This is a genomic window from Carnimonas bestiolae, from assembly GCF_051251145.1.
In the GTDB taxonomy this organism is placed as follows: domain Bacteria; phylum Pseudomonadota; class Gammaproteobacteria; order Pseudomonadales; family Halomonadaceae; genus Carnimonas; species Carnimonas bestiolae.
In genome coordinates, this window is record NZ_JBPCZK010000001.1 from 622,873 (window position 1) to 635,371 (window position 12,499).

13 protein-coding genes and 1 other RNA gene are annotated in these 12,499 nt (G+C 58.4%); 4 read left to right on the top strand and 10 right to left on the bottom strand.

Annotated features, from left to right (window positions below):
• The 6 genes from R84865_RS02900 to rsmI all read right to left on the bottom strand — a co-directional run bounded on the left by R84865_RS02900 (window position 1) and on the right by rsmI (window position 6,176).
• Window positions 1–1,533: a UDP-N-acetylmuramoyl-L-alanyl-D-glutamate--2,6-diaminopimelate ligase gene (locus R84865_RS02900; protein WP_435632226.1), complete on the bottom strand. Its 1,533-nt coding sequence runs from the start codon at window positions 1,531–1,533 to the stop codon at window positions 1–3.
• Window positions 1,526–3,370 (bottom strand): peptidoglycan D,D-transpeptidase FtsI family protein, encoded by a 1,845-nt coding sequence (locus R84865_RS02905; protein WP_435638787.1) that lies wholly within the window; start codon window positions 3,368–3,370, stop codon window positions 1,526–1,528. The genes R84865_RS02900 and R84865_RS02905 overlap by 8 nt, the downstream gene beginning before the upstream one ends.
• A complete protein-coding gene (gene ftsL / locus R84865_RS02910) occupies window positions 3,367–3,711 on the bottom strand; it encodes a cell division protein FtsL (RefSeq protein ID WP_435632228.1) in 345 nt (114 codons plus the stop codon). The genes R84865_RS02905 and ftsL overlap by 4 nt, the downstream gene beginning before the upstream one ends.
• Before the next feature lie 10 nt (window positions 3,712–3,721).
• Complete coding sequence (rsmH, locus tag R84865_RS02915; protein ID WP_435632229.1) at window positions 3,722–4,717, bottom strand: 16S rRNA (cytosine(1402)-N(4))-methyltransferase RsmH; 996 nt, start codon at window positions 4,715–4,717, stop codon at window positions 3,722–3,724.
• A 118-nt stretch (window positions 4,718–4,835) separates the two neighbouring features.
• An RNA gene (gene rnpB, locus R84865_RS02920) (RNase P RNA component class A) lies at window positions 4,836–5,209 on the bottom strand.
• Between the two features lie 73 nt (window positions 5,210–5,282).
• Window positions 5,283–6,176, bottom strand: coding sequence for a 16S rRNA (cytidine(1402)-2'-O)-methyltransferase (rsmI, locus tag R84865_RS02925; RefSeq protein ID WP_435632230.1), 894 nt, complete (start codon window positions 6,174–6,176; stop codon window positions 5,283–5,285).
• Between the two features lie 269 nt (window positions 6,177–6,445).
• On the opposite strand from rsmI, the gene R84865_RS02930 reads away from it, so the two are divergent.
• From R84865_RS02930 to R84865_RS02945, 4 genes are read left to right on the top strand one after another with little or no spacing between them, the layout of a single operon-like run.
• Complete coding sequence (locus tag R84865_RS02930; protein WP_435636798.1) at window positions 6,446–8,155, top strand: penicillin-binding protein activator; 1,710 nt, start codon at window positions 6,446–6,448, stop codon at window positions 8,153–8,155.
• Window positions 8,156–8,167: 12 nt separating this feature from the next.
• Window positions 8,168–8,536: a YraN family protein gene (locus tag R84865_RS02935; RefSeq protein ID WP_435636797.1), complete on the top strand. Its 369-nt coding sequence runs from the start codon at window positions 8,168–8,170 to the stop codon at window positions 8,534–8,536.
• A gap of 40 nt (window positions 8,537–8,576) precedes the next feature.
• A complete protein-coding gene (locus R84865_RS02940) occupies window positions 8,577–9,170 on the top strand; it encodes a phosphoheptose isomerase (RefSeq protein WP_025731986.1) in 594 nt (197 codons plus the stop codon).
• A 55-nt stretch (window positions 9,171–9,225) separates the two neighbouring features.
• Window positions 9,226–9,789 (top strand): BON domain-containing protein, encoded by a 564-nt coding sequence (locus R84865_RS02945; RefSeq protein ID WP_435632233.1) that lies wholly within the window; start codon window positions 9,226–9,228, stop codon window positions 9,787–9,789.
• 285 nt (window positions 9,790–10,074) lie between these two features.
• Here the strand turns inward: R84865_RS02945 and R84865_RS02950 are convergent, their stop codons facing one another.
• From R84865_RS02950 to rplM, 4 genes are all read right to left on the bottom strand, one after another.
• Window positions 10,075–10,539, bottom strand: coding sequence for a ClpXP protease specificity-enhancing factor (locus tag R84865_RS02950; RefSeq protein ID WP_435632234.1), 465 nt, complete (start codon window positions 10,537–10,539; stop codon window positions 10,075–10,077).
• 84 nt (window positions 10,540–10,623) lie between these two features.
• Complete coding sequence (locus R84865_RS02955; RefSeq protein ID WP_435632235.1) at window positions 10,624–11,256, bottom strand: glutathione S-transferase N-terminal domain-containing protein; 633 nt, start codon at window positions 11,254–11,256, stop codon at window positions 10,624–10,626.
• Between the two features lie 202 nt (window positions 11,257–11,458).
• On the bottom strand, window positions 11,459–11,845 hold the full coding sequence (rpsI, locus tag R84865_RS02960; protein WP_435632236.1) for a 30S ribosomal protein S9: 387 nt from the start codon (window positions 11,843–11,845) through the stop codon (window positions 11,459–11,461).
• A gap of 16 nt (window positions 11,846–11,861) precedes the next feature.
• On the bottom strand, window positions 11,862–12,290 hold the full coding sequence (gene rplM / locus R84865_RS02965) for a 50S ribosomal protein L13 (RefSeq protein WP_435632237.1): 429 nt from the start codon (window positions 12,288–12,290) through the stop codon (window positions 11,862–11,864).
• Between the last annotated feature and the right edge of the window lie 209 nt (window positions 12,291–12,499).

A 12,499-nucleotide genomic window follows, 5' to 3' on the forward strand; every position in this document is an offset into this window, starting at 1 on the left:
CTAACCATCCTGCTGAATCCTGCGCTGTACTGCCGCACGGGCAATATCAATATCGGAGAAATCGTGGCGAACGCCGTTGATTTCCTGATAGGCCTCGTGCCCCTTGCCAGCGATCAATATCGTATCGTCGGCGCTAGCAGCGGCGATGCTGTCTTCAATTGCTTGGCGTCGATCGCCTATCTCTTGCACGCTGGCGGCGGCACGCCCCACTGATGGTATGCCAGCGATAATCTGTGCACGAATGGCGGCAGCATCTTCGCTGCGCGGATTATCGTCGGTAACGACAACACGTCGGGCTAAACGCGCGGCTACTTCCGCCATCATGGCGCGCTTGCCCGGATCGCGATCACCACCGCAGCCGAACAGACACCACACCTTACCCTTGGCGTGATCGCTAAGCGCGGCGAGCGCGTTTTCGAGCGCATCGGGGGTGTGCGCGTAATCCACCACTACCAGCGGCGCACCTGCCACTGCCACGCGCTCCATCCGGCCCGGCACGGCACACAATGAATTGCTTGCACTCAGCAGATCATCGAGCGGATCACCCAGCGCATAGAGCGTAGCGATAGCCAACAAGGCGTTATCGAGGTTGAAGCGCCCCAACAGTTTGAGCGATAGCTCGCGCGGGCCTTCGGGGGTTTCGAGCGTGGCATGCTGATCACTGAGCCCTGCGCGCCACCGCGTAACGCTGAAGTCGGCGCGCGGCCCATCGACTCGCCACTTGCGCGCACTGCCCGGCAATCCCGACGAAATAAGATTGGCGTATTCATCCGCGCCGTTGACCACCGCGACGCTCAATTCCTTACGCTTGAATAATCTGGCCTTGGCTGCGGCATACGCCGCCATGCTGCCGTGATAATCGAGATGATCGCGACTCAGATTTGTTAGTACCGCAGCATCGATCGACAGCGCATCCAAACGCTGCTGATCAAGCGCGTGTGACGATGCTTCGAGCGCCAACCGCTGGCAGCCAGCCTCAGCGAGTTCTCCCGAAATAGCCGCCAGGGTGACTGGATCAGGCGTCGTCAGCCCGGTATCGAGCAGCGCATCAGGATGCCCCACGCCCAAGGTACCCGCGACGCTTGCCGTGTACCCCAAAGCGTTGGAGAGCTGCGCGATATAGTGGGTGACAGAGCTTTTGCCATTGGTGCCGGTTACCGCGATGGTGGTCATGCGCGATTCCTGCGGCGGTAGCAACTGCTTGAGGAAGTTTCCCAGCCAATCAACGGATGACGGCACTTCGATAATATTCTCGTGCGCTGCGGGAGACTTGCCTTCACATAGCACTAGCGATGCGCCGGCCTGCAGTGCGGCGTCTATATAGCTGCGGCCATCGCTACGACTGCCCTGGCGAGCGATAAAGACGTCCCCGCGCTCAACCGCACGCGAATCAAGCCGCAGCGCTGCGGCTTTCGGCACCTGCGCCAATAGCGTCTCGGACACCGCGACATCAAAAGCCGCCAGCGCCCGGCCCAATGCCGATGGAGAGACACGCAGCACTCCCGACAGCAACCTTGGCGACCAATTAGTCATTGGTGCCTCCGCGCGCCGCTGCTTTGGCAGCCTGCCTGCTTTGCAGGCCGGTAATCTGCTTGGCCTGCTCGGCATCCTTCACTTGCTGTGCGGGAGATTCAGGATTGTAAGCTGGCGCATCGCTGTCAGGCGGCACGTCGAGCATGCGCAGTGCAGGGCCCGCTACGCGAGAGAATACCGGCGCTGAAACGACACCCCCGTAGTACCCCCCTTTGCGCGAGTTATCGATGGAGATCACCACGATCAAACGTGGATCAGAAGCGGGCGCGATGCCTACGAAGTTGGAGCGATAGGAATTGCGCTCGTAACCGCTGGCGCCGACCTTGTGTACCGTACCGGTTTTGCCCGCGATGCGATAACCGTCGATATTGGCGCGTCCACCACCACCGTAAGGGCCGACCACGGTTTCCATCATATTGACGACCTTGTGTGCCGTATCAGACGAAATTAGCTGATCGCACTGCGGCTTTTTGTCGAGTCTGAGCAGCGACGGCTGCAGACGACAGCCGTCGTTTGCCAACGTGGTATAGGCAGTAGCCAACTGCAGCGGTGAAACCGACATACCGTAGCCATAGGCAAGCGTCGCACGTTTCGCCGCCGACCAGCCGCTGGGAGGTGGCAAACTGCCGGTCGCTTCGCCGGGGAAACCAGTTCCCAGACTGCGCCCGATGCCCATCTGATTATAGCGATTCCAAATAGTGTCGTTAGGCACCGACAACGCTAGCTTGGTCATCCCCACGTTGGAGGATTTGGTAATCACGCCGGTGAGCGTCAGACGGCCAAAGTTGCGCACGTCGTGGATGGTGTAGCCGTCGACTCGCACATAGCCAGGTGAGGTATCGATGATCTGGTTGGGTGACACCTTGCCCGAATCGATGATCGCCGACATGGCCAGCGGTTTCATCACCGAGCCAGGCTCGAAGGCATCGGTCAGCACGCGCTCACGCAAACCTTCCGGATCCATTCCAGCGCGGTTATTGGGGTTGAAGGAAGGTACGTCGGCAGACGCGAGCACTTCACCGGTACGCGCGTTCATCATCACCAGACTGCCCGCATCGGCATTGTGCTCTTCAACCGCACGCGTTAGTTCGCGATAGGCCAAAAACTGCAAGCGCTGGTTAATCGAAAGGTGCAACTGGCCACCGGGGTGGGCATCGCGCATCAGGTGTAGATCGCGAACCAACCGCCCTTTGCGGTCGACCAGCACGCGGCGCTGACCCTTGGTGCCAGTCAACCAGCGATCATAGGCAAGCTCGAGACCTTCCTGCCCCTTATCGTCAACGTTAGTCACGCCGAGCAACTGAGCGGTTACTTCACCAGCGGGGTAATAGCGCTTGTATTCGTGCTGACCGTAAACACCCGGGATATCGAGATCGAGCACGCGCTGGGCCAGATCAGGCGTCATGCGCCGATGCAGATAGATGAAGCCGCGCGAGCGCAAGCTATTGACGTGATCGATAAACTTGCTGGGGTTTTGTCCCAGCGCTTGCGCAAGACGCGCCAGTTCTGCGCGATCGGTAGGCATTTGCTTGGGGTTCGCCCAGATGGTGATAACCGGCGTCGAAACGGCCAGCGGTTCGCCGTCGCGATCGGTAATCATGCCGCGGTGGGCATCGATGGTTTCGACGCGCACGGTACGCGCATCGCCCTGTCCGGCGAGGAAGTCCTGGGTAACGACCTGCAAATCGACGATACGCCAGACCAGCGCCGCCAGGGCGATCAGAATCACCACCAGCATGACGTTGAAACGCCACGACGCAGCGGCTAGCGGGCGAGCACGCTGCTGGCGGCGCGAATCGGGGCGTTCGTTGTTGTTACGGTTGCGGTACTCACTCATGGTTTGAGCACCCTGGTCGCATCGGCCGCGGGCACTTTCATTTGCAAGCGCTGCTGGGCAATGGCTTCAATGCGTGAAGGCGACGACCACGTACTTTCTTCCAGCAACAGACGACTCCAGTTTGCCTGAAACGCGTCGCGCTCGTGCTCAAGCGTTTGCAGACGTGCATATTGGACGCGGGTCTGGTGCGTAACGGTCACTACCGCGAAGGCAGTCATCAGGTTGATAACAGCGAGCACTACCACGCTGAACAGCGTGGCACCAAAAAACAGTTTGCGGTAAAGACCGCTCATACGTGCGTTGAGTCGCCCGGATTTTCTTTGCTCAGCAACCGCTGCCATAGCGTCCTCGTTATAATTTGCGTGCTACGCGCATAACCGCACTGCGCGCGCGCGGATTTTCGTCGATTTCCGCCTCACTGGCACGCTGCGCCTTGCCTACCAGCGCCATGTGCCGCTCAAGCTGATCCTCGCGAATGGGCAAGTTGGCCGGCAGGTGCGTATCACCACGCGACTGATCGCGAAAAAAGCGCTTCACCAATCGGTCTTCCAGCGAATGGAAGCTGATGACAACCAAGTGCCCGCCTGGCGCCAGCACGCTCAGCGCGGCCTTAAGCGCTTGTTCGAGCTGCCCCAATTCATCGTTGAGAAAAATTCGGATCGCTTGGAACGCTTTGGTCGCGGGATGCTTGAACTTGTCCCATGCAGGGTGCGCTTGCTTGAGCACTTCGGCCAGATCGGCCGTGCGCGTAAAGGGCATTTCGCGACGCCGCTCGCACACCGCGCGCGCCAGCCGCTTGGCAAAGCGCTCTTCGCCGTACACTTTGAAAACACGTGCCATTTCGCTCTCAGACGTCTCGGCGATCCACTCCGCCGCCGACACCCCTGACTCTGGATCCATGCGCATATCCAGCGGCCCGTCACGCAGAAAGCTGAAACCGCGCCGCGCATCGTCCAACTGCGGCGAAGAAACGCCGACATCGAGCAATACGCCATCGACGCGCCCGGTGATATCCGCCTGCGCAGCGATAAGGTCCAGCTCAGCAAAGGTAGCACGATGAATGGAGAAGCGCTCATCAGAGATGGCAGCGGCAGCCGCCAACGCCTCGGGATCGCGATCGATGGCAAGCAAGCGACCGGAAGAAGAAAGAGAATTCAGGATGGCACGACTGTGTCCACCGCGCCCGAAAGTGCCGTCGATATATACACCATCGGGATTACCGACCAGCGCGCTCACCGCACCATCGAGCAGTACGCTGACATGCTTGTACGCTGCGTTCGCGGCAGCGTCTGGAGAGGTGTGCGTCCCAGCTACTTCATCCCTCAACGCGATGACACCTGTTGGCATAAGTGGAAATAAAATAAAAGTGCGGACGGAAGTCTGACGCTCACCGCCGCACCTGACGAAGGCAGCCACCGCAGCGTCTTCCTGACTGCTGCGGCCATGCTGCCCTGCAAAATTTCAGGGAGAGAGCTTGCCGATAAGCCGGGTTCTGTCGTGGACAGTCATTCCTCTAGGGCAGGCGTCGCCGCCTGCCTCAAGCAACCTACCCGCCCCCAGGTGCGGGCCGCACCAACGGGGGCCTATTCGGTCTTGCTCCGAGTGGGGTTTACCATGCCACGCCTGTTGCCAGCCGCGCGGTGCGCTCTTACCGCACCCTTTCACCCTTGCCGGCAGCCCGCCAAAACGGGCCTGCGTAGGCGGTCTTCTCTCTGCTGCACTTTCCGTCGGCTCGCGCCGCCCAGGGGTTACCTGGCACTCTGCCCTATGGAGCCCGGACTTTCCTCCCCCGATGCGCTGTTAAAACAGCATATCAGCGGCGACTGTCTAGCCTGCTCTCTCGGCTCGGAGAATACCAGCGCAGCCCCCTTCTCTCAAGGTAAAAACGCCTCGATAGCGCGCTTTACAACCACTAGCCGCGTGCATCCTTGAGCTGCTGAGCGCGCTCGTACCACTGCTGCTTCCTGCCCCCCAGCAGTCGTGTAGCGACCGCCGCTATCTGCTTGATACCCACTTCTGCATCGAGCATCGCCGCAAGCAACTGCTCAGGATCAACACTGCCAGCTTGCTCTGCCTGCGCGGGCGCGCCTTCGACGATCACCACGAACTCACCGCGCGCCTGATTGGGGTCCTGCGCCATGATTTCCAGCAGCGCCTCTGCACTGCCTTCTAGAAAAGTTTCAAAGCGCTTGGTCAATTCGCGCGCAAGCACCAACCGCCGCTCACCCAGCGTGGCCGCGATATCGGCCAAGCTGTCAGTGATGCGATGGGGAGACTCGTAAAACACCAGCGTGGCAGTCTCCTTGGCCAGCGCTTCGAGGGCATTCTTGCGCGCGCTGCTGCGAGCAGGCAGGAACCCTTCGAAGCGAAACCGGTCAGTCGCCACCCCCGCTCCGCTGAGCGCCGCGATCAGCGCACAGGGCCCAGGCACCGGCACGACCCGCAAATCGGCACTGCGTAATTGCGCGACCAAGCGATAACCGGGATCAGAGATCAAGGGGGTACCGGCGTCGCTAATCAGTGCGATACGCTCACCCTGCGCGATACGAGAAAGCAGTTGCTCAGCGCGGCTGCGCTCGTTGTGATCATGCAATGCCAGCATTGGCGTACGGATATCGAAATGGGCCATTAGTCGACCACTGTGCCGCGTATCTTCAGCGGCAATCACATCGACACTGCGCAAAATATCCAGCGCGCGCGTGGACATGTCATCGAGGTTACCAATCGGCGTAGCGACAACGTACAATACTCCCGACTCCCCCGATTCTGCTCGGGATGACTGCATGGCATGGGGGGCTTGGCTCATGGAAACTCCAGATTGGGTCGGGCACACATGGATAGCGGCACAAGATTGACTGACGGCGCGAACACGCCGTGCGATTGTACCCGCACTGGCTCATCTGGCAATTCGCAGCGGTGTATTGCGCCTCTGGCGTGCCAATTAGCGATATCCATCATCATGCGACTAAACTACCTTCACGCAAGCTAATGGTATAAAGGCGTATACCTTACACCTGCACTCTTGGCGCGTTCGCTTCATTATCGTCACACCAATGGATCAGGAGACATTGTTCTATGCGAGATACGCTGCACCGATTGAGCGGCCTAACGCTGGCATCACTTATTCTGAGCGGATGCGCATCTTCACCCTTTGGAGGCGACCAGCCTTCTTCAAGCTCCCTGCTCCAGAACGCTGAACAGCAGCAAGGCAGCGAAGCCGCACAGAGTCGTTTGCAGGCCGCAGAGATGCTCCTCAAACAAGGCGATCAGCAACAAGCCGCCAAGGTGATCAATCAAATTGATGGCCGCGATCTCGACGATGATGGACGCGCCCGCTTCGCCGTTATCAAGGCGGAAAGTGCCTATAACAGCGGCGATTACGATACTGCCGCGAACATCGCCAACGCCGCACTGGGTCAGCTCCACCTTTCCACCGAGCAACGCTACCGGCTTGAAACCGTGCAGGGGCAAACGCTCGGGCGCCAGGGCGATCATCTCAAGGCTGCGGCGGCGCTGATCAGCGCTCAGCGCGACAGCCAGAATGATCCAGCCCTCAACGATGCGATCTGGCGCGAGCTGGCAGCGCTTAACGAAAGCCAACTGAACCAGCTCTCCAATCCGGATGCGCTGTCGGACGGATGGATTACCCTCAGCCAACTGCGCCTGCAAAACTCCGGCGATCTGGCCGAATTCAAGCAGCAGATTGAACACTGGCGTTCAGCCTATCCCGAACACCCTGCATCGCAGCGTCCGCCGCACGAGCTAACCGCTGTGCAAAACCTGAACGCCGAGGAAGTAACGCGTATTGCCGTGCTGCTACCGCAGAGCGGGCCCTATGCCACCGTCGCCGGCGCCATCCGCCAAGGCATGGAAGCGCAGAATCAAGCGCTGGCTGCCAGTGGTGGCAATGCCCCGACGCTTGACTTCATCGACGCCACCAGCGGCTCCATCGACGATCTTTACAATCAGGCCAAGGCGCAAGGCGCTCAGGTGGTGGTTGGACCGCTCGACAAGGATCAGGTGACCCAGCTTGAAGGCCGCTCACAGCTGCCGCTACCCACGCTGGCGCTGAACTATGGTAATGCAGCGTCCAATCAGGCCAGCAATCTGTATGAATACGGCCTGTCTGCCGAAGATGAAGCACGCCAGGTGGCTGATCACGCTGCTCAACAAGGCCACCACACTGCCAGCATCCTGGTGCCCGACAACGGCTGGGGCGGCAGGGTGCTGGATGCCTTCTCGCAGCAGTGGCAAGCCAATGGTCAGCAAGTGGGTAACGTGCAGCGCTACCAGCCCAACGGTTCCGCTACCTCTACGGTAAGATCAGCCATTCAGGGCGGCGCCGACATGCTGTTCATGCTGGGCCTGCCGCCCTACGCACGACAGGTACCGCCTGCGCTGCGCTACTACAATTCAGACGTACCGGTCTACGCCACCTCACATGCCTATTCAGGTACACCTTCGCCCAGCGATGACAACGATCTGAATGGCGTAAACTTCCTTGATATTCCTTGGGAAATCCCTGGCGTGGTTGGCGGCAACCTGCCCTTCCCCGAGGCATACCGTGCCCTGCACGACGATGCCAATCTGCCGGCGCCGGCACTCAAGCTGGCAGCCATGGGTGTTGACGCCTATGAACTCGCCAAGCGCTTGCCGGTCTATCAGAGTATCCCCAGCAGTCAGCTGCAGGGGGCCACGGGCATGCTCAAGGTAAGCGACAACCGCCGCTTCTCACGCCAGCTGCCGTGGGCAGTGTTCCGCGGTGGCGTGCCAAGCACGCCCTGATAGCGTACGCCGGTGCCGCGCAATCAACGCGCCTTCGGACAGCGCATCGAGGCTGAAGCCGCCCGCTTTCTGATCCAACAAGGGCTCAAGGAAGTGGGCCGCAATGCCCATGCGCGCGGCGGCGAAATAGACCTGATCATGCGCGATCGCGACATGCTGGTATTCGTGGAGGTGCGCTATCGCCGCAATAATGGCTACGGATCGGCGCTAGAAAGCGTTACCGCTACCAAGCAGCGCCGTCTGATTGCTGCGGCAAGCGCCTATTTACAGCGCCACCAGCTGGACTGCGCATGCCGCTTTGACGTGGTGGCGGTAACAGGAAACGCAGCCGATGCGCTAGACTTTCACTGGATCAGTAGCGCTTTCGAGTTAACGCTTTGATCAGTCAATCGCACTACATTCATCTGAAACAACGGTAATCATGGATTTGCAATCACGCATCATCGACCACTTCAATGCCAGCATTGACACCAAAACCTATGCCAGCGAAGTGCTTCCTGCTTACATAGAAGCAGCCAGTCATAAAATGGTTCAGTGCCTGATCGACGATGGCAAGATTCTGTCGTGCGGTAACGGCGGCAGTGCCGGTGATGCCCAGCACTTCTCTTCAGAGCTGCTTAATCGCTTCGAACGTGAGCGCCCCGGCCTGCCGGCGCTGGCGCTTACTACCGACTCGTCCACCATTACCTCGATCGCCAACGATTACAGCTACAGCGATGTCTTTGCTCGCCAAATTCGGGCGCTGGGGCAACCAGGAGATATCCTGCTGGCCATTTCGACCAGCGGTAACTCTTCTAACGTGGTGCAGGCGATACAGGCCGCCCACGATCGTGAAATGAGCATCATTGCGCTCACTGGCCGCGATGGAGGCAATATGGCCTCGCTGCTCAGTCAGGAAGACTGCGAAATTCGTGTACCAGCCACTTCCACCGCGCGCATTCAGGAGGTTCACCTGCTCGTGATCCACTGTTTATGCGATATGATCGACTATCAGTTGTTCGGTGAGGCGGAATAAACCCTTCTCCCGACGATTACCTCTTTACTGCCATCTTGAAAAAGCGAGTGAATCCGTGAATTCCAAATCGACGTTCAAAACCATCGCGGCCGCCATTGCACTGGCTTCCATTACCTGCATAGCGGGCTGCAGCTCTTCAGGCACCACGTCCGGCGAAGGTCAGCCGCCGATCCGCAGCGCGCAAACGGTCGACAAGGACGGCAAACTGGCGGGCACCATTTATAGCGAATTCATGAAGAAGCCAATTGCCAATCAGTCGCACGTGAATGTCAGCGTGTTCAACGGCCACGTGCTGCTGACCGGTCAGGTGCCAAGCAAGGAGCTGAAGCAGCAATTGGCAGATATCGCGCGCAGCACGCAAGGCAACCGCGGCATCTACGATGCAGTGAAAATTGCCGAGAATACGTCCGACTGGCGTCGCGTGCAGGATACCTGGGTCACTAGCCGCGTGAAGCACTCACTGGATATCGATGGCGACCGCGTGCTGGTACTCACCGAAAACAGCACCGTCTATCTGATGGGCATGGTGTACGACTACGAAGCCAACGCACTGGCTAACCAGGCAGCCGGCGTATCTGGCGTTAATTCAGTGGTCAAAGCGTTTGAGATCGTCAAGTAAGCAGCACCGGCGAGCGTAACGGCGTTTCAATGCCCGCCCCTTCGTCGAAGGGAGCTAGCATGTGGATGAGGCGTCGGGGCGAAGAGGCTTGGCACTGCTAACCGCCCCGCTCGCTTTGGCGCAATGTCATCGGCGGCGAGTACCTGAACATCAGAGCACTTGCCGCCCTTGGCAGTGATAGAAAGCGCCATCGCATCGATAGTACTGTGACTGAAGCGCCATCAAAAAAGGAGGCTGGTGAATATCACCAGCCTCCTTTTTATTTCCTGACGAAACGCAGTGCGGTTACTTGATCACCCGCAGCGAGGGACGCTTGCGTTTCTTGTCACCGTCCGGCTTGTCGTCATCGCGGGCGTCAGACGATGCTTCCTCGTCACTTTTACTCGGTACGCTTTCGAGCGACGGTCCCTGATCTTCCTCAACCTCGGGATCAGGCAGCACAGGCTCTTGACCGAATGCCATACCCGCACCGGTTTCGCGTGAGTAGATGGCCATTAGCGCCTCGATGGGCACCCATACTTCCATCGGCTCACCGCTAAAGCGTGCGTTAAAGCTGATCATTGCGTTTTCGATCTGCAAGTCGCGCACCGCGGTTGGGGTAATGTTGAGCACAATCTGGCCGTTCTGCACGAACTGGGTAGGCACCACCACATTCTCTTTCGTGGCATCTACCACGATATAGGGAGTGTGATCGTTGTCCAGAAGCCAATCGTAAAGTGCACGAGTGATATAGGGGCGGCTGGAACTCATGGTGTATTACTCCTTGCTGAATGCAGGGTGCCGAAGCAGGCGCTCTCCGACAAGACGCCTTGCGGCGTCAGGACGACACTTGGATCAACGGCGTAGTTCGCGCTCCGCTTCAAGCAGCGAATCACGGAAGGATTCACGCTCAAACAGACGTTCCATGTAGTTGAGCAGCGGCTTGACCTGCTTCTCGGGAAGCTCAACGCCAAGACTGGGCAAACGCCACAGGATTGGCGCGACGCAGCAGTCAACCAGCGAAAACTCTTCGTTCATGAAGAACGGCATTTCCTCGAAGATGGGAGCAATGCCGGTGAAGCCTTCGCGCAGGGCCTTACGAGCGGCTTCCGTGTCTTTCTTGGTGGCCGTGCCGGAGACGATGGTGTCTACCAACGGTGCCCACTCGCGCTCGACGCGATACATCCACAGACGACTTTGCGCGCGAGCCACGGGGTAAACCGGCAGCAGCGGTGGATGAGGGAAGCGCTCGTCGAGATACTCCATCATCACCTTGGACTCATAGAGCGTCAGATCTCGATCGATCAGCGTTGGAACGCTGTTGTAGGGATTCTGATCAATCAGCTCTTCAGGATGATTGTCTTCGTCCACCTCAATTACATCTACAGACACGCCTTTCTCAGCCAGAACGATGCGTACCCGATGGCAGTAATGATTATCACGGCCTGAATAGAACGTCATCGAAGAGCGCTTGGCTACGACTCCCATGGAACACTCCCTTGATCTAAGCGAACCTAAATAATACCACGCTCGCTAGTGTTGGTGGTGAGCATTTGACTGCAGCACCCTGCAAGCACAGATAATATGACACAAATATCGCCCAACGCCGCTACGGTAATGAGAGCCCGAAGCCGCATTGAGCGATATAAAAAAGGCGTGCCCATAGGGCACGCCTCGCCGCTGAAAGAAATCAGCGTTTGGAGAACTGCGGACGACGACGTGCTTTACGCAGGCCGACTTTCTTACGTTCAACCTTACGAGCGTCACGGGTAACGTAACCCGCTGCACGCAGAGGAGAGCGCAGCTCTTCGTTGTAGTCGATCAGCGCACGGGTGATACCGTGACGAATCGCGCCTGCCTGAGCAGAACCACCACCGCCAGAAACGGTAATAGTGATATCAAACTGCTCGGTAGTGTTGGTCAGCTCGAGCGGCTGACGCACAACCAGGCTAGCGGTAGGACGGCCGAAGTAGCTGTCGAGTTCGCGCTGATTGACGATGATTTTGCCAGTGCCCGGCTTGAGAAACACGCGAGCAGTAGAGGTTTTGCGGCGACCGGTGCCGTAATACTGAGCCATGAGCTTCGTCCCTTAATTAGATGTTCAGTTCTTTGGGCTGCTGTGCAGTATGCGGATGCTCAGCGCCAGCATAGACGCGAAGCTTCTTGTGCATTGCACGACCCAGCGGGCCCTTGGGCAGCATGCCTTTGACGGCGATTTCGATAACACGCTCAGGCGCGTGATCGATCAGCTGATCGAAGGACATGGAACGCAGACCACCGGGGAAGCCAGTGTGGCGATAGTACTGCTTGTCGGACGCTTTATTACCGGTTACACGCACTTTGTCCGCATTGATAACGACGATGTAATCGCCAGTATCAACGTGGGGAGTGTATTCAGGTTTGTGCTTGCCGCGCAGGCGACGAGCGAGTTCAGTGGCAAGACGACCGAGAGTCTTGTTGGTAGCGTCAACGACGTACCAGTCACGCTGAACTGACTGCGGTTTAGCGCTGAAAGTTTTCATCGAAAATACCTTAGTCGAGCATTATCAAACACGGCGGATTGAAAAATGCCAATCCCTATTTTTCTTGGTTGTTTTACCTCGCAAAAGAACCGCAGCGATGCAAAACAACATTTGAGCGAGCGCGCATTGTACAGCGTTTATCCACTGCCGTTAACCCCCGTGCAGCGAATATTTACCTGCCCTTTCTGCGCGTCTTGCTTCACAAGCGG

Excerpts from the sequence above, each read along its gene's own strand:
- R84865_RS02900 (WP_435632226.1), bottom strand. The coding sequence starts at position 1,533 with ATGACTAATTGGTCGCCAAGGTTGCTGTCGGGAGTGCTGCGTGTCTCT.
- R84865_RS02905 (WP_435638787.1), bottom strand. The coding sequence starts at position 3,370 with ATGAGTGAGTACCGCAACCGTAACAACAACGAACGCCCCGATTCGCGC.
- ftsL (WP_435632228.1), bottom strand. The coding sequence starts at position 3,711 with ATGGCAGCGGTTGCTGAGCAAAGAAAATCCGGGCGACTCAACGCACGT.
- rsmH (WP_435632229.1), bottom strand. The coding sequence starts at position 4,717 with ATGCCAACAGGTGTCATCGCGTTGAGGGATGAAGTAGCTGGGACGCAC.
- rsmI (WP_435632230.1), bottom strand. The coding sequence starts at position 6,176 with ATGAGCCAAGCCCCCCATGCCATGCAGTCATCCCGAGCAGAATCGGGG.
- R84865_RS02930 (WP_435636798.1), top strand. The coding sequence starts at position 6,446 with ATGCGAGATACGCTGCACCGATTGAGCGGCCTAACGCTGGCATCACTT.
- R84865_RS02940 (WP_025731986.1), top strand. The coding sequence starts at position 8,577 with ATGGATTTGCAATCACGCATCATCGACCACTTCAATGCCAGCATTGAC.
- R84865_RS02950 (WP_435632234.1), bottom strand. The coding sequence starts at position 10,539 with ATGAGTTCCAGCCGCCCCTATATCACTCGTGCACTTTACGATTGGCTT.
- R84865_RS02955 (WP_435632235.1), bottom strand. The coding sequence starts at position 11,256 with ATGGGAGTCGTAGCCAAGCGCTCTTCGATGACGTTCTATTCAGGCCGT.
- rpsI (WP_435632236.1), bottom strand. The coding sequence starts at position 11,845 with ATGGCTCAGTATTACGGCACCGGTCGCCGCAAAACCTCTACTGCTCGC.
- rplM (WP_435632237.1), bottom strand. The coding sequence starts at position 12,290 with ATGAAAACTTTCAGCGCTAAACCGCAGTCAGTTCAGCGTGACTGGTAC.